The 19,311-nt window shown below is 73.6% G+C and carries 22 protein-coding genes and 1 pseudogene; 11 read left to right on the forward strand and 12 right to left on the reverse strand.

All coding sequences use genetic code 11. The annotated features are described in order from the left end of the window. The first annotated feature begins 38 nt into the window (after window positions 1-38). From BN6_RS21505 to BN6_RS42190, 4 genes are all read left to right on the forward strand, one after another. Complete coding sequence (locus tag BN6_RS21505; protein ID WP_015101834.1) at window positions 39-992, forward strand: SDR family NAD(P)-dependent oxidoreductase; 954 nt, start codon at window positions 39-41, stop codon at window positions 990-992. Beyond that, window positions 989-2,116 carry an FAD-dependent oxidoreductase gene (locus BN6_RS21510; protein ID WP_015101835.1) on the forward strand — a complete coding sequence of 376 codons (1,128 nt, stop codon included), beginning with the start codon at window positions 989-991 and terminating at the stop codon, window positions 2,114-2,116. Before BN6_RS21505 ends, BN6_RS21510 begins: the two co-directional genes overlap by 4 nt. A gap of 192 nt (window positions 2,117-2,308) precedes the next feature. Continuing rightward, window positions 2,309-3,136, forward strand: a complete 828-nt coding sequence (locus BN6_RS21515) for a DUF4253 domain-containing protein (RefSeq protein WP_015101836.1) — start codon at window positions 2,309-2,311, stop codon at window positions 3,134-3,136. Further along, complete coding sequence (locus tag BN6_RS42190) at window positions 3,127-3,813, forward strand: pentapeptide repeat-containing protein (protein WP_148302956.1); 687 nt, start codon at window positions 3,127-3,129, stop codon at window positions 3,811-3,813. Before BN6_RS21515 ends, BN6_RS42190 begins: the two co-directional genes overlap by 10 nt. On the opposite strand, the gene BN6_RS21525 is transcribed toward BN6_RS42190, so the two are convergent. Then, complete coding sequence (locus BN6_RS21525) at window positions 3,740-4,261, reverse strand: winged helix-turn-helix transcriptional regulator (protein WP_015101838.1); 522 nt, start codon at window positions 4,259-4,261, stop codon at window positions 3,740-3,742. The two genes, BN6_RS42190 and BN6_RS21525, sit on opposite strands and share 74 nt — an antisense overlap. A 90-nt stretch (window positions 4,262-4,351) precedes the next feature. On the opposite strand from BN6_RS21525, the gene BN6_RS21530 reads away from it, so the two are divergent. Continuing rightward, complete coding sequence (locus tag BN6_RS21530; protein ID WP_015101839.1) at window positions 4,352-5,131, forward strand: DUF899 domain-containing protein; 780 nt, start codon at window positions 4,352-4,354, stop codon at window positions 5,129-5,131. A 23-nt stretch (window positions 5,132-5,154) separates the two neighbouring features. On the opposite strand, the gene BN6_RS46820 is transcribed toward BN6_RS21530, so the two are convergent. Continuing rightward, window positions 5,155-6,036 (reverse strand): hypothetical protein, encoded by an 882-nt coding sequence (locus BN6_RS46820; protein ID WP_015101840.1) that lies wholly within the window; start codon window positions 6,034-6,036, stop codon window positions 5,155-5,157. A gap of 106 nt (window positions 6,037-6,142) precedes the next feature. On the opposite strand from BN6_RS46820, the gene BN6_RS21540 reads away from it, so the two are divergent. From BN6_RS21540 to BN6_RS21560, 5 genes and pseudogenes are all read left to right on the forward strand, one after another. Next, on the forward strand, window positions 6,143-6,682 hold the full coding sequence (locus BN6_RS21540) for an RICIN domain-containing protein (protein ID WP_015101841.1): 540 nt from the start codon (window positions 6,143-6,145) through the stop codon (window positions 6,680-6,682). 99 nt (window positions 6,683-6,781) lie between these two features. Continuing rightward, a pseudogene (locus tag BN6_RS21545) lies at window positions 6,782-7,697 on the forward strand (nucleotide disphospho-sugar-binding domain-containing protein); the annotation flags it as partial. An 88-nt stretch (window positions 7,698-7,785) separates the two neighbouring features. Further along, window positions 7,786-8,415: a class I SAM-dependent DNA methyltransferase gene (locus BN6_RS21550; protein ID WP_015101843.1), complete on the forward strand. Its 630-nt coding sequence runs from the start codon at window positions 7,786-7,788 to the stop codon at window positions 8,413-8,415. A 187-nt stretch (window positions 8,416-8,602) separates the two neighbouring features. After that, the gene (locus tag BN6_RS21555) at window positions 8,603-9,463 is read left to right on the forward strand and encodes an NYN domain-containing protein (protein WP_015101844.1); all 861 of its coding nucleotides are present in this window, start codon (window positions 8,603-8,605) and stop codon (window positions 9,461-9,463) included. Between the two features lie 27 nt (window positions 9,464-9,490). Then, a complete protein-coding gene (locus BN6_RS21560) occupies window positions 9,491-10,456 on the forward strand; it encodes a glycosyltransferase (RefSeq protein ID WP_015101845.1) in 966 nt (321 codons plus the stop codon). A 148-nt stretch (window positions 10,457-10,604) separates the two neighbouring features. Here BN6_RS21560 and BN6_RS21565 read toward each other — a convergent pair whose 3' ends face one another. The 8 genes from BN6_RS21565 to BN6_RS44945 form a co-directional block, all read right to left on the reverse strand. Further along, entirely contained in the window at window positions 10,605-11,147 is a 543-nt protein-coding gene (locus BN6_RS21565) for a dihydrofolate reductase family protein (protein ID WP_015101846.1), read from the reverse strand. 119 nt (window positions 11,148-11,266) lie between these two features. Next, complete coding sequence (locus BN6_RS48990; protein WP_084672913.1) at window positions 11,267-11,452, reverse strand: helix-turn-helix domain-containing protein; 186 nt, start codon at window positions 11,450-11,452, stop codon at window positions 11,267-11,269. Between the two features lie 24 nt (window positions 11,453-11,476). Next, window positions 11,477-11,605 carry a hypothetical protein gene (locus tag BN6_RS49700; RefSeq protein WP_269454268.1) on the reverse strand — a complete coding sequence of 43 codons (129 nt, stop codon included), beginning with the start codon at window positions 11,603-11,605 and terminating at the stop codon, window positions 11,477-11,479. Continuing rightward, a complete protein-coding gene (locus tag BN6_RS21570; RefSeq protein WP_231904719.1) occupies window positions 11,602-12,255 on the reverse strand; it encodes a hypothetical protein in 654 nt (217 codons plus the stop codon). The genes BN6_RS49700 and BN6_RS21570 overlap by 4 nt, the downstream gene beginning before the upstream one ends. 130 nt (window positions 12,256-12,385) lie before the next feature. After that, a complete protein-coding gene (locus BN6_RS21575; RefSeq protein ID WP_015101849.1) occupies window positions 12,386-12,676 on the reverse strand; it encodes a DUF4235 domain-containing protein in 291 nt (96 codons plus the stop codon). Continuing rightward, the gene (locus BN6_RS42195; protein ID WP_015101850.1) at window positions 12,673-13,119 is read right to left on the reverse strand and encodes a DUF3618 domain-containing protein; all 447 of its coding nucleotides are present in this window, start codon (window positions 13,117-13,119) and stop codon (window positions 12,673-12,675) included. Before BN6_RS42195 ends, BN6_RS21575 begins: the two co-directional genes overlap by 4 nt. Next, window positions 13,116-13,502 (reverse strand): phage holin family protein, encoded by a 387-nt coding sequence (locus BN6_RS44940; RefSeq protein WP_231904720.1) that lies wholly within the window; start codon window positions 13,500-13,502, stop codon window positions 13,116-13,118. Before BN6_RS44940 ends, BN6_RS42195 begins: the two co-directional genes overlap by 4 nt. A gap of 89 nt (window positions 13,503-13,591) precedes the next feature. Next, window positions 13,592-14,518: a DMT family transporter gene (locus BN6_RS44945; RefSeq protein WP_041313557.1), complete on the reverse strand. Its 927-nt coding sequence runs from the start codon at window positions 14,516-14,518 to the stop codon at window positions 13,592-13,594. A gap of 37 nt (window positions 14,519-14,555) precedes the next feature. Here BN6_RS44945 and BN6_RS21595 point away from each other — a divergent pair, with 37 nt between their 5' ends. Further along, window positions 14,556-15,956, forward strand: a complete 1,401-nt coding sequence (locus tag BN6_RS21595) for an aminotransferase-like domain-containing protein (protein ID WP_041313561.1) — start codon at window positions 14,556-14,558, stop codon at window positions 15,954-15,956. A 175-nt stretch (window positions 15,957-16,131) separates the two neighbouring features. Here BN6_RS21595 and BN6_RS21600 read toward each other — a convergent pair whose 3' ends face one another. Beyond that, complete coding sequence (locus BN6_RS21600; RefSeq protein WP_015101854.1) at window positions 16,132-17,724, reverse strand: amidohydrolase; 1,593 nt, start codon at window positions 17,722-17,724, stop codon at window positions 16,132-16,134. Further along, complete coding sequence (locus BN6_RS21605) at window positions 17,721-19,250, reverse strand: APC family permease (protein ID WP_015101855.1); 1,530 nt, start codon at window positions 19,248-19,250, stop codon at window positions 17,721-17,723. Before BN6_RS21605 ends, BN6_RS21600 begins: the two co-directional genes overlap by 4 nt. Window positions 19,251-19,311 lie beyond the last annotated feature (61 nt).

Below are 19,311 nucleotides of genomic sequence, written 5' to 3' on the forward strand. Positions count from 1 at the left end.
CCGAGGCGCTCCAAAATCATACTGATTGCAAACTCGGAATGATTCCGACTATGGTCGGTGGCGTGACCAGAGCAGACAGCGTGTGGGACGTCCACCGACTCCCGCGCGCCGACGACCGGACGTTCCTGGTGACCGGGGGCAACGCGGGCATCGGCTACTTCGTCGCCGAACAGCTCGCCGGGACCGGGGCGGAGGTGGTGCTCGGCAGCCGGGACCCGGCGAAGGCGCGGGCCGCGATGGCGGCGATCCGCGCGCAGGTCCCCGACGCGCGGCTGCGGCACCTCCCGCTCGACCTCGCCGACCTCCCGCGCACCACCGGGTGGCCCGACCGGCTCGACGCCGTCGTGCTCAACGCCGGGGTCCTGCTCGACGACCCGCGCCGCCGGGAGATCCCGGACGGCCACGAGCTGATGTTCGCGACCAACCACCTCGGGCACTTCGGGCTGACCGCCCTGCTGGCCCCGGTGCTCACGCCGGACGCGCGGATCGTCACCACCGGCAGCTTCACCGCGAAGTCCGAGCACCTCGACTTCGCCGACCTGGAGAGCACGCGGGACTACCGGCCCAAACCCGCCTACGCGCGGTCGAAGCTCGCGCAGATGCTGACCGGTTTCGAACTCGACCGCCGGCTGCGCGCCGCCGGGTCGGCCGTCCGCAGCGTCGTGACCCACCCCGGCGGGGCGCTCGACGGCCTCACCCCGGCCCGACCGGCCGTGCACGCCGGCCGGTCGGCGCGCACCCTGCCGGCCGCCCTCCTGCTGCACGGCAAGCACGCCGGCGCGTGGACCTCGGTGCGGGCCGTGCTGGACCCGACCGTCGAGGGCGGCGACCTCTGGGGCCCCCGGTTCCTCGGGTTCCGGGGCCGGCCGCACCGCGAGCGCGTGCGCGGACCGCTGGCCGACCTCGACGCCGCCGCCCGGCTGTGGGCGATCAGCGCCGAACTGACCGGCACCGACCCCGACTTCCCCGCACAGACCGGAGCCCCCCGATGACCCACCACAACGTCGCCGTCGTCGGTGCGGGCCTGAGCGGTCTCACGCTCGCCCGCGTCCTGCACCGCCACGGCGTCGACGCCGCCGTCTACGAACAGGAACCGTCACGGCACACCCGCGCACAAGGCGGGATGCTCGACATCCACGACGACACCGGAGCCGTCGCGCTGCACGCCGCCGGCCTGCACGACGAGTTCCGCGCGCTGGTGCTGCCCAAGGGCCAGGAGACCCGCGTCCTGGACCGGCACGGCGTGGTGCACCTCGCCGAGCAGGACGACGGCACCGGCGACCGGCCCGAGATCGACCGGGGCCACCTGCGCGACCTCCTGCTCGACGCGCTGCCCGCCGGCACCGTCCGCTGGGGCGCGAGAGTCCGCACCGCACAACGGATCGGCGACCACCACGAGGTGACCCTGGCGGACGGCACCACGTTCAGCACCGACCTCCTGGTCGGCGCGGACGGCGCGTGGTCCCGGATCCGGCCGCTCGTCTCCCCCGCGACGCCCGCCTACACCGGTGTGTCCTTCGTCGAACTCGACCTGCCCGACGCCGACGCCCGCCACCCGGCGGCGGCGGCCCTGGTCGGCGGCGGCATGATGTTCGCCCTCGGTGCGGGCCAAGGCTTCCTGGCGCACCGCGAGTCCGGCGGCGACGTGCACGTCTACGCCGCGCTCACCGTTCCCGAGGAGTGGATCGCCGGCGTCGACTTCGCCGACACCGCCGCCGCCAAGGCGGTGCTGCTGGACCGGTTCGCCGACTGGGACGCGAGCCTGCGGGCGGTGATCGCCGACGCCGAGGGCGACCTGGTCCCCCGCCCGATCCACGCCCTGCCGGTCGGCCACCGCTGGGACCACGTCCCCGGCGTGACCCTGCTCGGCGACGCCGCGCACCTGATGTCGCCGTTCGCCGGCGAGGGCGCGAACCTGGCGATGCTCGACGGTGCCGGACTCGGCCTGGCCCTGGCCGCACACCCCGGCGACCCCGACGAAGCCGTCACCGCCTACGAAACCGCGCTGTTCCCGCGCGGCGAGTCCTCCGCCGCGGCCTCTGCCGCAGGGCAGGCCGCCTGCTTCCGCGACGACGCACCGCAGGGCCTGCTCGACCTGTTCGCGGCCCACCGCTGACGCCGGCCCGTTCAAGCAGTTCCACCAGCGCCGAGCCCGGTGCCAGCCAACGAGTTCAGGGTCCAGTCCACCGGATCGGCTGCGCCGCGTCGCGCTGCGACCGGTTCTCCACGCCGAGATCGCGCGTCCGTCCACACGTGACAGCAGGGGTGCCACGCGGGGCACGCCGCACGGCCACCTAACATCCGTGAGGTGACCTCGGAAACATCGCCCGACCTCGCCGCCTTGTTCCCCGACGCGGACGCCCGTCGACCGCTGTCGATCCCGTTGCCGCCGGGGCGGCTGGTGGTGCCCGAGGACGAGGAACGCCCGGTGCTCTGGCTCAGCGACGCGCCTCCGAGGCTCGACCTGTGGCGGCGGTTGCGCGCCGAGCACCCCGAGTCCGGCCTGTGGCCGCTGATGCTGGAACCGCTGCACGACAACGAGGAGTTCCGCCCCTGGGGCGTCGGCGAACTCGCCACGGCCGGGATGTCCTCGCCGGACGGCCACGACGCCGAGGCGCTGCTGTCCCGCTGGTGGGCCGGCCACACCTCGGGCGAGAGCCCCGAGGACGACCAGCGCGGGCTGACCGCGCCGTTCGGCCGGCAGTGGCCGGGCCTGGCCGCACCCTCGGCCGGCACCGCGGACCCCGGCGCGGAGGCCGACGACGTGGCCGAGGTCCTGGGGTCGGTCCTCGACTCGATGCGGCTGGGCCTGGTGGCCGCCGGGCGCGGCGCGGACGCGCTGACCGCCGTCGGCTGGACCGGTCCGGTCAACTACACCGGCGACACGGCCGAGATCTCCGCCGTCGTGCGCGGGTGGGAGGACCGCTTCGGCGCGCGGGTGGTCGGGGTCGGCTTCGCCACGCTGTACCTCAGCGTCGCGAACCGACCGGCCACGATGGAGGACGCGCTCCGCGTCGCCGCCGAGCACTTCGCGTTCTGCCCGGACAACTTCTGGCAGGGCCGCAGGTCCGAGACGCTGACCACCTACGCCGAACGACTCCTGTCCGACGAGGGCTGGACCTTCTGGTGGGACTAGGTCCGTTGCCGCGCAACGGAACGGGGGCGCGGGCGTGGCGCGTCCGGTGGGACGGCGAGCGGACGGCCGCTGTCATGGCCGGGCTGCGCGCTGATCTGGCGCACCGCCGGTCGTCGCCGAAAGCGCCGTTCGACCCGCCCGCGTCCCCGTTCGGCACCACCCCGGGCGGTCTGCTCGACTACCGGGGTCTGCGGTTGACCGAGCCGATCCGGCACGCGCGGGTCGAGGGCGTGGACTTCGCCGCCGGCACGCTCGCCGACGGCGGCCAGTTCGACTCGGACTTCACGTCGTGCGTGTTCGACCAGGCGGTGCTGCGCGGCACGTTCTTGGGCCGTTCGTTCACGCGGTGCTCGTTCCGCGAAGCGAGGTTGGACCGCTGCCGGCTGCCCGCGACGTTCACCGACTGCTCGTTCGCCGGCGCACGTCTGCGGGGCGTGGTCGCGTCCGGTCAGACGTTCACCCGGTGCGATTTCACCGGGGCGCAACTGCACCGCAGCCACTTCGACCACTGCACGTTCATCGACTGCTCGTTCGACGGCATCACGACCGGCCTCGCCTCGATGGGCGGCAGCACGTTCGTCGGCGAGGTCGACTTGGGCCTGTTCACCGGCACGGTCCTGGACCACGTCCGGCACGATCCAGCACCGCCTGGTACGCGGCCTCCATCCGCTCCCTGACGGTCGGGCCGGCCGGCGCGGGCGCCAGCCGCGTGCCGAGGTGGTCTTCCCGCAGTTCGTCCATGAACACCTCCCACAGCGGCGGGCCGCCGGCGACGAGCACGCCCGTGCGCGCGGCGTACTGCTCGGCCACCGGGAGGTGCCGCGCGCCCCACGCGCTGATCTGGACGAGTACCGGCACCAGCTGGATCGCCCGCTCGGTCAGGCTGTAGACGACCTTCTGCTTGTGCGACGGGTCGCCGGCCCGGGTCAGCAGCCCGTGCTCGACCAGCGCGGCCAGCCGGTCGGTGAGGATGTTCGAGGAGATCCGCTCCGGCCCGCCGAGCAGTTCGCGGAAGTGCCGGGCACCCCCGAAGACGACGTCCCGGAGCACCAGCAGGGTCCAGCGGTCGCCGAAGACCTCCAGCGACAGGTTGACCGGGCACGTCGACCGGACGTCCTTGCGCACCGGACCCACCTCCGCACCGGTTGCGTTCTCGAACCAGTCTCCCCTACCGTGGGACCACTTGCAAAACGAGATCAGTTCGAGGAGGCCCGGATGTCCCTGCCCGAGATCGTGTCCCGTTCCGACTGGCTCGCCGCCCGCATCCAGCTGCTGGCCCAGGAGAAGGCCCTCACCAAGGCGCGCGACCGGCTCAACGCCGAGCGCCGCCGGCTGCCCATGGTCCGGGTCGACAAGCCCTACGCGTTCGTCGGGCCGGACGGCGAGGTCGGCCTGCTCGACCTGTTCGAGGGCCGGTCGCAGCTCGTGCTGCACCACTTCATGTGGACCTACGACATCGACGCCGAAGGGCGTGAACACCCCCGTGACGTCGCCTGTTCGAGCTGCTCGACGACCGCGGACGGCATCGCCGGCCTGACCCAGCTCCACGTCCGCGACACCACGCTGGTCGCCGTCTCGCGCGGGCCGTACGACAAGATCGCCGCGTTCCGCGAGCGGATGGGGTGGAACTTCCCCTGGTACTCCTCCGCCGGCAGCGACTTCAACCACGACTTCCACGCCACCGTGGACGAGAGGTCCGCACCGGTCCTGCTCAACTACCGCACCGAGGCCGAACTGGCGGAAGCCGGCACGCCGTGGTCGGCGGCCCGGCGCGGCGACTACCCCGGCCTGAGCGCCTTCCTCCGTGACGGCGACACCGTCTACCACACGTACTCGACGTTCGCCCGGGGCATCGAATCGGCCGTCGGCGTGAGCCACTACCTCGACCTGACCGCCCTCGGCCGCCAGGAACCGTGGGAGGAGCCGAAGGGACGCGCCGTCCCGCTCGGCCTCCACGCCGGCGGCCCGGAGATCCGGCTCCCCGACGAGTACTGACCTGCCGCCACCAGGCCGCAGGCTCAGGCGCAGCACCGCACGGTCACGCCGACCACGCGGGCGCCGTCCGGCAACTGCTCGATGAACGGCGACCTGCCCGCCGCCGCGAGTTGGTGCAGACGATCATCCTCGGCCTCCCCCACCACCACGGCGTAAGCGCCGAAAACCCCGTGCTGGGCGGGATCGACGTACAACGTGCCGGTCCACGAACGTCCAGACACCGTCGTCGGCCCCACGAGGTAGTACTTGCACGCCGAGATGGCGTGCAGTAGCAGCCACGGTGGACGTTCGCCGGGCGCGAGGTCGACCGTGCCGCCCGCCTCGACGGAGTCGCCCGTGACCACGGTGTCCGACGCCGGCGAGCCCATCGTCAGGCCGTCGGTCGCCACCCGGTCCGGCGATGTGGCGCAGGACGACTGCCGCACCGGTTCGGACCGCCAGGCACCGGCTGCGACGGCCACCCCGCCCGCCACCGCGGCCACGGCGACGGCGACGGCGACGGCGAGCCAGGCGATGCGCGCCCTGCTCCACCGACGACGTCGTTCGACGGCCGGAGTGACCGGTTCCCCGGCACCGATGCCGGCTTCGACCAGCCGCGTGCGGGCCCGCAGCCACGCGTCGACGTCGGCGTCCACGGGTAAGCCGCCCCTCCGTTCCACGCTCAACGCGCACGCGACGACGATCGTCCGCACGGATCTGGCGTCGACCTCCTGTTCTTTGTCGGCGATTTTCCGACCGACCGTGGCATCGGAGGTGCTTTCGGCTCCCCGACTCCGCGCGATCGCGTCGACGGACATTCGTTCAATCGCGAGCGCGGTCACCTCCGACCGCTTCATCAGCTTTTTCAACGCGCCGCGGAACTCCCGCCAGGTCGTCGGGTCGCCGGGCAGCCCAGGTTGGTCCATGGGCCCAGCCTCCCACGTGTTCCCACCCCTTCCCACGGCGTTGACCAGTCGGTTCACCGCCGAGACAGTGGCTCGAACTGTTCAGCTGGGATGAGGGAGGGGTTCCGTGCTCAGGAAACTGTGGACCATGGTCGCGGTGGCCGTATTCAGCGCGGTGATACCGGCGGGCACCGCACTCGCCGATGATGAAGTCGTGTACATCGTGAGCCGCGCCAACAACCGGTGCCTGGACGCCACCGCGCAATGGAACGGGGTGAACGGCACGCCGATCCAGCTCTGGGACTGCTACCCACCGACCCAGTACAACCAGATGTGGCGGATCCACTGGGTCTCCGACTACGAGTTCCAGCTGATCGGCGTCGCCAGCGGCCGGTGCCTCGACGCGACCGGCATGGGCACCGCCGCCGGCACCCGGCTGCAACTGTGGGACTGCCTCGGCCCGAACCAGCGCAACCAGATCTGGAAGTCGTTGTCCACCAACACACCCGGCTACCGGTGGATCATGGGGCAGCACTCGGCCAAGGTCGTGGACGCGGTCGCCAACCAGACCGGCTCCAACGGCACCCCGGTGCAGCTCTGGCACCTGATCGGCGACGAGACGCAGACCAACCAGCGGTGGGCCTTCAAGCGTCCCGGCGACTTCTGAGGTGACCGGCGAGCCGGGCCGTCGCGCCTGGCTCGCCCTTCGCCGCGGCGAAGGCGGAATTCGGCCTGAGGCCGGGACCTGGGGAAACGGGGATCGAACGTGCGGGTGCTGTTGACGACACGGGGATCGCGCGGAGACGTCGAACCGCTCGCCGGGCTCGCGGTGGCGCTGCGGGAACTCGGCACGGAAGCGACGGTGTGCGCGCCGCCGGACGAGGAGTTCGCGGTGCCGCTGGAACGGGTCGACGTGCCGCTGGTGCCGCTGGGCCCGACGGTGCGCTCGGTCGTCGCCGGGCCGAAGCCGCCGACGGCGCAGGACGCGTTCCGGCTCGCTCCCGCGCTGGTCGCCGCGCGGTTCGAGGTGCCCGGCGCGGCGGCACGCGGGTGCGACGCGCTGCCGGCGACCGGTCTGATGCCGGCCGGGGCGCGGGACGTGGCCGAGAAGCAGGGCATCCCGTACGTGCTCGCGTGCTTCCACCTGCTCGGGCTGCCGTCGCGGCACTTCGCGCCGGGTGCCCGGCCGGGCACCCCGTCGCCGGAGGGCGAGACCGACCACCGGGTGCTGTGGGAGCAGGACGCGCAGCGGGTCAACGCCCTGTACGGCGAGGCGCTCGACAGCCATCGGGCGGCGATCAGCCTGCCGCCGGTGGACAACGTCCGCGACCACGTCCTGACCGGCCGGCCGTGGCCGGCGGCGGACCCGGTGCTGTGCCCGTCGCAGGGCATGACGGAACTCGACGTCGTGCAGACCGGCGCGTGGATCCTGACCGACGACCGCCCGGGGCTGGGCGGGCCTGGCCGCGATCGACGACGCCGACGACTGCTTCACCGTCGGCGAGGTCAACCAGCAGGCGCTGTTCCGCCGGGTGGCGGCGGTCGTGCACCACGGCGGCGCGGGCACCACGACGACGGCGGCCCGAGCCGGTGCGCCCCAGGTGATCGTGCCCCGGATCGCGGACCAGCCGTACTGGGCGGCTCGCGTGGCGGAGTTGGGCGTCGGCGTGGCGCACGAGGGCTCGACGTCGGCCGGTGACCATCAGATGGGCCGATCTGAACGATGCCCCACGCCACCCGGTCACCCAAGAGCCGCTTAGGGTTTTGCCCGTGACCGATCCCGAGACCAGGGCGGCTTACGACGCCGTTGCCGCCCTCTACGCCGAACTGTTCAGCGACGTTCTGGAGACCTTGCCGTTGGAACGCGCGCTGCTGGGCGCGTTCGCCGAACTCGTGCGGGTCCACGACGCCGGGCCGATCGCCGACATCGGCTGCGGGCCCGGCCACGTGACCGCGCACCTGCACGGGCTCGGGGCGAGCACGTTCGGCATCGACCTCTCCCCGGAGATGGTCGCGCTGGCCCGGCAAGCCCATCCGGGCCTGCGGTTCGACGTGGGTTCGATGACCGCCCTGGACCTCGCCGACGGGGTCCTGGGCGGCATCCTCGCGTCCTACTCGACCATCCACACCCGACCGGAGCACCTGCCGGCCGTGTTCGCCGAGTTCGAGCGGGTGCTGGCACCGGGCGGCCACCTGCTGCTCGGGTTCTTCGCCGGCGACGACCCGCTGCCGCGGGAGTTCGACCACAAGGTCGCGCCCGCCTACCGGTGGTCCCCGGACAGCCTCGCGGACCTGTTGCGCCAAGCCGGGTTCGCCGAGGTCGGCCGGCTGCGGCGGGAGCCCTTCGAGCACGAGCGGCAGTTCCACCAGGCCCAGCTGCTGGTCCGCAAGAACCCCTGACCGCCGTGCCCACCCCGCCGGCTGCCCGTTCGCCTGGCCTGGTCACGGGGCCGCCGATACCAGGTCGAGAGGCACTGCCGCCGGGGTGGGAGTCCACTGTGGCCGTACCGGATCGCCCTCCACACCGGACGGGCTCGTGGAGCGGGTGTCGTGCTCGGGTTCGGCGCGGTGCGGGTAAACTGGGGCGGTGGGGGAAGGCGCGCGCATCGGGGTGTTCTACGACGGGACGTGGTTCGCCTACCTGAGCGATTTCTACGCCACCGAGCACCCACGGGCGGCACGGATCGCGTTGGACGGGTTCCACGACTCGCTGCGCTGGTACGTCCACACCGAGACGGGGCTGCCGCTCGACGTCTGCACCGTGGAAGAGGCGCACTACGTCCGTGGGCGGATCGACACGCCCGCCACGTCGTTCGACGCCGCGCTCGCGGTGGCCGGGATCGTCCGGCACGACCTCCCGCTGCACGGCGGCAAGGAGAAGGGCGTCGACGTCCACTTCGCGCTCGAAGTCTGGGAGCGCGCCACCACCGCGCGGTTGCAGTGGGTGGTGCTGGTCACCGGCGACTCGGACTTCACCCCGCTGGCCACCCGGCTGACGGCGCGCGGCATCCGGGTGGTCGTTCCGGTGGTGGACATCCGTTCGTCGCCGCTCCCGCCCGCGTGGACGCCGCGCACCGCCGCGCCGCTGCGGGCCGCTGCCAGTCGGACGCCGGGGTTCGACGCGCTGTTCGCGCCCGCCGACCGTGCCGACTACCCGCTGCGGCCGCCGTTCGTCCGCTCCGCCGGGGTGGCGGCGTCGGCGGTGGGCTCGCCGCGCGGACGCCGGCGCGGCACGGTGACCGGGTGGCGGGCCGGGCAGCCGCACGGGTTCATCACCGACACGCGCGGCGGGTCGTGGTTCGTCTCCAGCGACGACCTGCCGGACGGCCGTTCGGCGCTGGCCACCGGCACGCCGGTGTCGTTCACCGGCTCGCCGACGCCGAACCCGGGCCGCAAGTACCCCCGGGCGTACTCGGTCCAGCCCGAACCGGCCGACCGGCGGGCGTGAGCACCGGCACGCGTAGGTTCTGCGGCCATGCGCGTGCTCTTCGCCAGTCTCGCCTCGGTCGGCCACACCTACCCGTTGATCCCGCTCGCGATCGCCGCCCGCGACGCCGGGCACGAGGTGCACTTCGCCGCCGGCGAGGACGTGCACGGGCCGTTGGCGGCGCACGGGCTGCGGCCCTTCCGCCCGGCGGACTCGTTCTACGAGATCTACGCCGAGGACCTCGCGCCGGAGCTGGCGCGGCTGCGGCCGGACCTGGTCGTGCACGAGTGGGGGCTGCCGGGTGCGGCCGACGCCGCCCGCGCCGCCGGGATCCCCGGTCTCTGGCACGGTTTCGGCCGGATGTTCCCGGCCGGCATCGGGCTGGAACGGCCCGCGCCGGGCCGCCCGCACCTCGACATCTGCCCGCCGTCGTTGCAGGACCCGGACTTCCTGGCGACCGCCGAACGGATCCCGCTGCGGCCGGTCGCGTTCTGCGAACCCGGCGCGCTGCCCGAGAGGGGCGGGCCGCCGCTGGTCTACCTGACGCTCGGCACCGCGTTCGGCACCCCTGAGGTCCTCGCCACGGCCATCCGGGGGCTGGCGGCGTTGGGCGCGCAGGTCGTGGTCGCGACCGGGCGAGTCCCGGTGGAACAGGTCGGGCCTGTGCCGGGCAACGTCATCCTTCGGCCCTGGGTGCCGCAAGCGGACCTGTGGCCGCACGTCGACGTGGTGGTGCACCACGGCGGCAGCGGCACGACGTTGGGTGCGCTCGCCGCCGGCGTGCCGCAGTTGTTCCTGCCGCAGGGAGCCGACCAGTTCGCCAACGCCGACGCGGTCTGCGTGGCGGGTGCCGGGCTTCGCCTGCTCGGCGACGAACTGAGCGCGGACGCCGTCGCCGACCACGTGCGGGCCCTCCGGCGCGGGTACCGGGACGCGGCGCGCGCGATCGCCGAGGAGATCGCCCGCATGCCGTCACCGGACGAGGTGGCCCGCGCCCTGCCGGACCTCGCCTAGGACGTCCGCTGTGGTCACCGGGTGGACGGCCGGGTGACCACAGCGTCCGGCGCACGGCCGGAGCGCCGCCAGTGCCCTTCGCGGGAGGGCACCGGCGGCGGCGGTGGCGCGAAGCCGGAGAGCTGTACCGAAGCTAGCCGGCAGAGGGCTACGACTGCTTGCGCACGCGGAAGCGGAGCATCGTGACGGCACCGGACTGGGTGTTGGCGAACGGTTCCAGCTCGACCCGGTCGAGGCTGGGGGGCGAGAAGCGGACGCCGTCGCCGAGCAGCACCGGCAGGACGTACACCAGGATCTCGTCCACGAGACCGCGTCCCAGGCACTGGGCGGCCACGTCCGCGCCGAGGATCTCCAGGTTCTTGCCGCCCGCGGCGGCGCGGGCGGTGGCGACGGCTTCCTCGATGCCACAGGTGAGGAACGTGACGGTGGGGTCCGGTTCGTCGGGCGGTTGGTGGGTGAGGACGAACTGCACCCCGCCGTCGTAAGCGGTGTCCTGCGGGGCCATGCCCTTGGCGACCTCGTAGGTGCCCCGACCCACGAGCATCGCGCCCGTGGCCGCCATGACCTCCGGGAACACGTCCGGGGTGAGGTGCTCGCCGATCCAGTCCATCGCGTGGCCGCGACCGGCGATGAAGCCGTCGAGCGACATCGCCCTGTTCACGACCACCTTGCCGGTGTCCACATCACTCATGCGCCTGCTCCCCCGTTCTCGCGAGCCCGAGTGCCGGATCATAGTTGCGGGCAGGCGGGAGCGACGTGATCGGTCGCGGTCGCCGCGTCAGCCGAGTGCCTCACGGCGGGCAATTCGGATCAGTCGGACCGGCGGCGGTGGCCCAGTTTCGCGCGGATGTTCTCCAGGTGGCGGTTGACCGTGCGGACCGCGATGCCCAGGGTGTCGGCGATCTCGCGGTTGTCGTAACCCTTGGCCAGGCAGCGCAGGACGTCCCGCTCGCGGTCGGTGAGCGGCGGGGTGCCCTGGTGGAGTTCGCCGATCAGGTGCGCCGTACCGGCGAAGTGCGGTCAGAACCGGATCAGGCTGTTCGGTCGGCCGTCGTACCAGTGCCACTCCTCGGTCACCGCCTCCAGGACCGTGCCCAGCCGGGCCTTGAGCAGCGCGGTGGTTCGGGGGCCGTCGTCGGGGGTGATCACCGCTGTGGTGCCGGCCAGTGCTCGTGGCAGCGGTCGACGTGCAGTTCCGCAGAGGGGTTGCGTTGGTGCGCAGCGCTCATCTTCCACTGGCCCAACGTGATTTCCGTGCAGCAGTACGTTTCGGGGTGTCCTACGACCTGGGCCGGGCCGTCCTCGGCCAGCCCGCGCACGCGGTCGGCTTCGCGCTCGTAGGCGAGCCGACTGCCGACAAGGAACAACGTGTCCGCGGCGACGGCCCAGCGGAGGTGGTCCTTGAACTCGCGGTGGTTGTCCGTCCGGTGCTCCTCGCGGGAGAACACCGGGAAGGCGTTGGGCGGGAGCGTCACCGTGTGCGCGGCGGATGGGGCGAGACGGGCCCGCACCTGCTTCCACCGCGACACCGGGAACCGGAGGCTGTGGTGCAGCAGCACGAGGTCGAGCTTGCGGCCCTCGCCGCCGTAGTCCTCGCCGCAGGTGGGAGCACCCGACCGCACCGGCAGGTAGACCAGGCTGCGGGGTGAGCGGGCGGCCGGCCACCAGGCGAACGCGAGGTCCACCGTGGCGGCCTTGTCGACCGCCAGCCGAGGGCCGTACCGACCCTCGTACAGCGACGCGTGGACGACCGGGTGCTCAGGCCGGATCACCCGGTAGCTGTCACGGCCCAACCGCACGGCACTGACCCTCGTCCGCCACTGCCGTCCCGCCAGCCGCACCCCGTCACCCCTTCGCCGGTCCCGTTCGGCGACACGGTAGACACCGCCGCCGACCGGTGACCAGCGAATTGCACGCCGCACCCGTCCGTCAGGACTTGTCGTCGTCCCCGGTGTCCCCCGGCCACTCGCCGGTCACCTTGTCGAACAGGGTCGCCCCACCTCGGTCCACGGCGGCCTTCACCAGGCCGAACACCGCGCCTTGGAGGGTCGCCGCGAACAGCACCTCGCCCCAGCCCCGGTCCTTGCGGTTCGCGGCCGGCGGCTCGTCGTCGCCGCTGACCAGCTTCCACAGGTGCCCGGACAGCCGGCCGGCCACCAGACCGCCGGCCACGCCGAGCAGCGGGCCCAGCGGTTTGTACAGCACCCGGATCAGGCTCATCGGCCCCTCCTGACCAGCCACGTCACCAGCAGCACCGCCGCGATGAGCCCGCCGACCACAGCCGCCGGACGTCGGCCCGCCTGTTCCCGGACCAGCACGACCTTCTCCTGCACGGGCGGCGGCAGCGACTCCACGGCGTGTGCGGCGGCGGCGGTTGCCTTGTGCGCCAACGAGTCCGCGGCCAGTTGCGTCTCGGCGGCGGCCCGGGTCACGGCCTGACCGGCCCGCGCCTTCGCCTCCCCGGCGGCTTCCTTCGCCTTCGTCTTCGCCTCCCCGGCGGCTTCCTTCGCCTTGTCGACGCCGTCGTGCACGCTCTCCTTGACCCGGGCGGGCACGTCGGCCTTGTGCGCCAGCGCTTCGACCGTGTCGCCCAGCTCCCGGCGGGTCTTCTCGATGTCCGCGCGCAGCTGCGCGGTGTCGTCGGGGATGTCCTTGCCGCTCATCGGTGCGCCCTCTCCGTCACGGTCGAAATGTCCCGCTTCACGCCTTCGATGGCTTCCTCCGGCAGCGGCGGCGTCCCTTCGGTGACCTGCTTGCGGCCCAGCAGCACGAGCACGCCGGCCACGAGGAAGACCAGCGCGGCCACCACGAAGGCCGCCGCCCAGGCGGGCAGCACCAGGGCGAGGGTCAGCACCAGCCCGGCGACGACCGTGCCGACGCCGAACCACGCGAGCACCCCGGCGGCACCCATCAACCCGACGCCGAGCCCGACGTGCTTGCCCTTCTCGCTGATCTCGGCCACGGCGAGCCGGATCTCCTCACGCACCAACCGACTCGTCTGCCGAGTCACGTCGCGCACCAGGTCACTGGTCGACGTCTCGGACACGACCTGCTCCTCTCCGTCCACGGGTCCGCAGCGCAGGTCATCGCGGCGGCTGCGGCACCACGCCGACGGGATACCCCGAATGACGCAGTTCACCCCTCCCGGTCCACCGGGAGTCCCTGACCCGTCCCGACCTGAGTCGCTCCGAGCCGCGCGCGGACCGCGACGGCGGCACAGGCGATCACCGCGACACCGCCGAGCGCGGTCGACCACGTGAGCTGTTCGCCCAGCAGCAGCGCGGCCCAACAGATCGTCATCACGGGTTGGACGAGCTGGACTTGGCTCACCTGCGCCATCGGCCCGATCGCGAGACCGCGGTACCAGGCGAAGAAACCCAGGAACATGCTCACCACGGCGAGGTAGCCGAACGCGGCCCACTCGCCCGGGGTGCCGGTCGGCGGCTGCCGGACGACCGCGAAGCCCGCCAACGCGGCCATCAGCGGCGCGGAGAGCACCAGCGCCCACGACACCGTCTGCCACGCCCCGAGTTCGCGGGCGAGCAGCCCGCCCTCCGCGTAGCCGATCCCGGCGGCGAGGACCGCGCCGAGCAGGAGCAGGTCGGACCAGTGCGGGCCGCCGATCCCGTCGCCCCGCAGCGAGGCGAACACGACGGCGGCGGCCGCCCCCACCGCCGCCATGACCCAGAACGACCTCGGCGGGCGTTCGCGCCCGCGCAGCACCGCTATCACGGCGGTGACCGCGGGCAGCAGCGCGATCACGACGGCGCTGTGCCCCGCCGACGCGCTGGTGAGCGCGAACGAGGTCAGCAGCGGGAACCCGACGACCACTCCCCCGGCGACCACCGCGAGCCGGGCCCACTGGCCCCCTCGGGGCAGGCGCTGCCGGGTGGCCGCCAGCGCGCCGGCGGCGAGCACCGCCGCGACGACCGCGCGGCCGGAGCCGACGAACAGCGGCGACATCCCGCCGCCGACGACGACCCGGGTGAACGGCACGGTGAACGAGAACGCCGCGACCCCGACCAGGCCCCATCCCAGACCCGCCCGGGACGGCGATAGCACGGCCGCCCGGCTGAGCGTAGCGCTACTATTGCCACTCATGTCGGACGATAGCAGTGCACGGATCGCGGCCGGCGTGCGCGACTGGGTCGCGGCCGCCGCGCCGGGTGCGAAGCTGCCCTCCACGCGCGCCCTGGTCGCGCGGTACGCGGCGAGCCCGGTCACCGTGCAGAAGGCGCTGCGGACCCTGGCCGCCCAAGGTCTGATCGAAAGCCGGCCTGGCGTGGGAACTTTCGTGCGCGCGGTGCGCACGACCCGCCCGAACGACTACGGCTGGCAGACCGCGGCGCTCGGCTCGCCCGGCTTCCGGGCCACCCAACGCTCCACGGCGCTGCGGACCACCCCGAACGACGTGATCGCGTTGCACTCCGGCTACCCGGACCGGGAACTGCTACCCGAACGGCTCGTCCGGGCCGCGTTCACCCGGGCCGCGCGCGGTGACGCCGCCGTCACCCGACCGCCGACCGCGGGACTCCCGGAGTTGCAGGCGTGGTTCGCCACCGAGCTGGGCGCGTTCGGCGGTGCTCCCCCGTCACCCGGCGAGGTCGTCGTCTTCCCCGGCAGCCAGAGCGCGCTGTGCACCGTCTTCCGCGCCCTCGTCGGCCCGGAGCGCCCCCTGCTGGTGGAGTCCCCGACCTACTGGGGCGCGCTGCTGGCCGCCGCGCAGTCGGGCGTGCGGGTCGTGCCCGTGCCGAGCAGTGCGCACGGGCCCGACCCGGACGAGCTGGCCCGCGCGTTCTCCCGGACCGGGGCGCGGGCGTTCTACGCCCAGCCGAACTTCGCCAACCCCACCGGGGCGCAGTGGTCGCCCGACCTGGCCGAGAAGGTGCTCGACGTCGTGCGCCGGCACGGGGCCTTCCTGGTCGAGGACGACTGGGCGCACGACTTCGGCATCACCGCCGACCCGGTCCCGCTCGCCGCCCGCGACGACGGCGGGCACGTCGTCTACCTGCGCTCGTTGACCAAGAGCGTCTCGCCGGCGGTGCGGGTGGCCGGGATCGTCGCCCGCGGCCCGGCCCGGGAGCGGATCCTGGCCGACGTCGAGGCGGTGTCCATGTACGTCAGCGGCGTGCTCCAGGCGGTGGCGCTGGACGTGGTCACCCAGCCCGCCTGGCGGACCCACCGGCGCGACTCGCGCCACCGGCTCGCCGCCCGCCGTGACCTGATGGTCGCGGCCCTGCACGAGCACGTCCCGGCCGCCCGGCTGGAGGCCGTGCCGCACGGCGGGCTCAACCTCTGGGTGCGCCTGCCCGACGGCACCGACCTGGCCCGGCTGGTCCGCGACTGCGACGCCGCCGGCGTGGTGGTCGCACCCGGCAACGAGTGGTTCCCGGCCGAACCGACCGGCGCCTACCTGCGGCTCAACTACTCCGGCCCGAACCCCGGCGCCTTCCCCGACGGCGTCCGTACCGTCGGGAGTGCGCTGGCCCGGCAGACCTGACCACAGCCGTCGGTGCTGACAGCTGCTCAGGAAGGAGTCGGCCGGCAAACGCACCCGCCTGATCCACCCAGGCGCGTGCTCCGCGCACGTCGTCGCTGCCGGCGGCCTCCCCCGGGTCGCCGGCAGCGCAGGGCGGTCACGATGACGGAGCCGCCCGCCGTCCCGGTTCGTCGGGCTACCCGGCCCGGTGCGCGACCCGGCCCGCGACCACGGTCAGCTCGACCGGCAGGTCCGCCAGTTCCTCGGCCGGCACGGTCAGCGGGTCGCCGCGGAACACCGTGAGGTCGGCGCGGAAACCCTCCCGGATCCGCCCGGCGACCTGTTCCTCACCGCTGCCGTAGGCGGCCCACGTGGTGTAGCCGGCCAGGCTCTGGCGCGCGGTGAGCGCCTGGTCCGCGCCGACCGGCGCACGACCGTGCTCGGCGGCGGGGCGGCGCAGCCGGGCCCCGGCCATCACCACCCGGGGGTCGTAGCCGGCGACCGGCCAGTCCGAGCCCAGCGCGACGCGGCCGCCCGCGCGCACGATGTCGGCGCACCGCCAGCCGTGCCCGCAGCGGTCCGGGCCCAGCCGCTCGGACCAGTTGTCGGTGTGGTCGGGCAGCGTCCAGTCCAGGTGCGTGGGCTGCATCGAGGCGACGACGTCGAGGCCGGCGAACCGGGTGACGTCGTCGTCGGCGAGCAGTTCGGCGTGCTCGACGCGGTGCCGGCCGCGCGCCGGGCGGCCGACGGCCTGGTAGGTGTCCAGGGCCTCGGTCACCGCGCGGTCGCCGATGGCGTGGGTGAAGCTGGGCAGGCCGAGCGCGGCGGCCCGGCGCACCGCGTCCCGGTACCGGCCCAGGTCCGTCCACATCGGACGGGTGCCGTCGCCGGCGCAGTCCGGGTGCCCCAGCCAGGCCGAGCCGCCGTCGATGGTGCCGTCGAGGAAGAACTTGACCGCACCCGTCCGCCACAGCTTGGCGCGGTCGTCGGCCCGTGCGCCGCGCAGGGCGTCGAGGGTCTCCTCGATCCGGGCCGGGAACATCCACGGGGCGCGCAGCACCCGCAGCGGCAGCCGGCCCTGCGCCTCCAGCGCGTCGAGGACGGCCTCGGTGCCGGCCCACGAGTCGGGGACGTGGATCGCGGTGATGCCGCAGGCGGCCTGGTCGGCGAACAGGTCGGCGGCCAGTCGGGCGATGTGCTCGGTGGACGGGCTCGGGACGGCCGCGTAGCCGTGCAGCACGGCGGACATCTCGTGCAGCTGCCCGGTGGGCACGCCGTCCTCGTCCACCACGATCTCGGAGCGGTCGCCGAAGTCGATCGGCCCCGTGATGCCGGCCAGGTGCAACGCCCGCGTGCTCATCAGGGCGGTGTGGGAGTCGGCGAGCCACAGGAACGCGGGCCGGCCCGCCACCGCGTCGTCCAGGAACTGCCGGGGCCGGTCGGGCAGCGCCGGGTACTCGACGCCGTTCACGACCACCCAGCCGTCCGGCGGCAGCCCGTCGGCGGCGCGGCGCAGCAGGTCGCGCAGTCGCACCGGGGTGGTGAGCCCGGCCGCGTCCACGCCCCCGGCGTCGGCGACGCCGTGCAGCGGGTGCTGGTGCGAGTCGACCAGGCCCGGCGTGACGACCAGACCGGACCCGTCGACCACCTCGGTGCGCGAGCCGATCGGCAGGTCGTCGCCGACGGCCACGACCAGCCCGTCGCGGACGGCGACCGCACTGGCGAGGGGCCGCTGCGGGTCCATCGTGTGGACGGTGGCCCCGAGGATCACCAAATCGGCGGCGGTCATCGGTCGATTCCTTCCACGCGGGTCGCGAACGAGGCGCTGACCAGCACTTTATCCTGGGGACGGGCGATCAGCAGGTACAGCAGGCCGGCCAGCACGACCACCGCCGACACCAGCGGGGCCGCCCAGATCTGGTACCAGGGCGCGCCGACCGGGGCGAGGATGGCCCGGGGCCACGCGATGTTGACGAACTCGAAGCCCAGCCACCCCACCGCCAGGGCGTTGATCACGGTGCCGGTCCGGCCCAGCCGCACGTACCCGGCCGGCACCCACGTGCCGCGCAGCCGGGCGATCAGCGCCGCCAGCGCGGTCAGGAAGAACGTCAGGTAGAGCACCGCCGTGCCGAACGCGATCAGGCTGCCGATGGCCGCGCTGTTCACCGCCAGCAGCAGCCCGGCGCAGCCCACGACCGTCACCGCCACGACCGCGCCGATGGGCACCTGCCGGCGGCTGACCGCGGACATCAGCCGCGACAGCGGCAGCACGCCGTCGCGGGCCATCGAGTAGACGCCCCGGGCCGTCGAGCCCTGCGAGGCCAGTCCGCAGGCGAAGAACGCGACCACCACGACGACCACGAACGGCTTGGCCGACCAGCTCCCGAACGAGGCGATCACCGCCGTCGACACCGGGTCCGGGTCGAGGCCGGCGACCACCGAGGGCAGGTCCGGGTGGACCAGCGTGGTGGCGAACGCGTTCAGGATCACCAGCGCGCCGACGCTGAGCAGCGCCCACCAGATCGCCCGCGGCACGTGCCGGGCGGCGTTGCGGGTCTCCTCGGAGGTGGCGACGCAGGCGTCGAACCCGATGAACGCCCACCCGCCGACGGCCAGCGCGGCGAGCAGCGCGGCCGGCACCGAGCCGGCCGAGCCGGCCTCCGCGCCCAGGGTGGCGGTCAGGATCGAGAACGGCTGCTCGCGGAACGCCAGCAGCAGCACCACCCCGATCAGCACCGACGCGACGGCCTCGGCGGCGACGCCGAGCGCGAGCACGCGGCGCAGCACGTCGATGCCGAACGTGTTGACCAGCGCGCACACCACGATGAACCCGGCGGCCACGGCCACCAGCAGGTTGGGCGTGGGGGTGATGCCGAACAGCCCCAGGATCCACGGCGCGGACAGGTAGCCGATGGTGGTGTTGGCGACCAGCGGCCCGCACAGCGACAGCCACCCGGTCATCCAGGCGAACCCGGGCCCGATCAGCCGGCGGGACCACTGGTAGGCCCCGCCGGAGACCGGGAACTCCGAGGCGAGTTCGGAGTAGACGGTCAGCAGCAGGCACTGGCCGAGCAGGCAGACCGGCAGCGCCCACACCCAGGCGGGGCCGGCCACCGTCATGCCGACCAGCACCACCGCGTAGAGCCCGACCACCGGCGAGACGGTCGCGAAGCCCATCCCGATGTTGCCCAGCACGCCCAGCCGCCGGCTCAACCGCTGCTCGTAGCCCAGCGCCCGGAGCCGGGCGTCGTCGGCCGCGGTCTCCGGGTTGGCCGCCGGCGGCGGGGCGGTTCTGCTGGTCGGGTCTTCGATCACGGCGGGGCCTCCTGCGGTGTCCTGGAGCGGACTGAGACGCTGATCACGTGGAGTGGGACGG

The sequence above is a fragment of the Saccharothrix espanaensis DSM 44229 genome, assembly GCF_000328705.1.
Classification (GTDB): domain Bacteria; phylum Actinomycetota; class Actinomycetes; order Mycobacteriales; family Pseudonocardiaceae; genus Actinosynnema; species Actinosynnema espanaense.

Bases quoted from the DNA above. Each gene is read 5' to 3' on its own strand.
- BN6_RS46820 (WP_015101840.1), bottom strand. From the start codon at position 6,036: ATGGACCAACCTGGGCTGCCCGGCGACCCGACGACCTGGCGGGAGTTC.
- BN6_RS21505 (WP_015101834.1), top strand. From the start codon at position 39: ATGATTCCGACTATGGTCGGTGGCGTGACCAGAGCAGACAGCGTGTGG.
- BN6_RS42195 (WP_015101850.1), bottom strand. From the start codon at position 13,119: ATGAGCGGCAAGGACATCCCCGACGACACCGCGCAGCTGCGCGCGGAC.
- BN6_RS21510 (WP_015101835.1), top strand. From the start codon at position 989: ATGACCCACCACAACGTCGCCGTCGTCGGTGCGGGCCTGAGCGGTCTC.
- BN6_RS21530 (WP_015101839.1), top strand. From the start codon at position 4,352: ATGTCCCTGCCCGAGATCGTGTCCCGTTCCGACTGGCTCGCCGCCCGC.
- BN6_RS21560 (WP_015101845.1), top strand. From the start codon at position 9,491: ATGCGCGTGCTCTTCGCCAGTCTCGCCTCGGTCGGCCACACCTACCCG.
- BN6_RS21565 (WP_015101846.1), bottom strand. From the start codon at position 11,147: ATGAGTGATGTGGACACCGGCAAGGTGGTCGTGAACAGGGCGATGTCG.
- BN6_RS21575 (WP_015101849.1), bottom strand. From the start codon at position 12,676: ATGAGCCTGATCCGGGTGCTGTACAAACCGCTGGGCCCGCTGCTCGGC.
- BN6_RS21600 (WP_015101854.1), bottom strand. From the start codon at position 17,724: ATGACCGCCGCCGATTTGGTGATCCTCGGGGCCACCGTCCACACGATG.
- BN6_RS21595 (WP_041313561.1), top strand. From the start codon at position 14,556: ATGTCGGACGATAGCAGTGCACGGATCGCGGCCGGCGTGCGCGACTGG.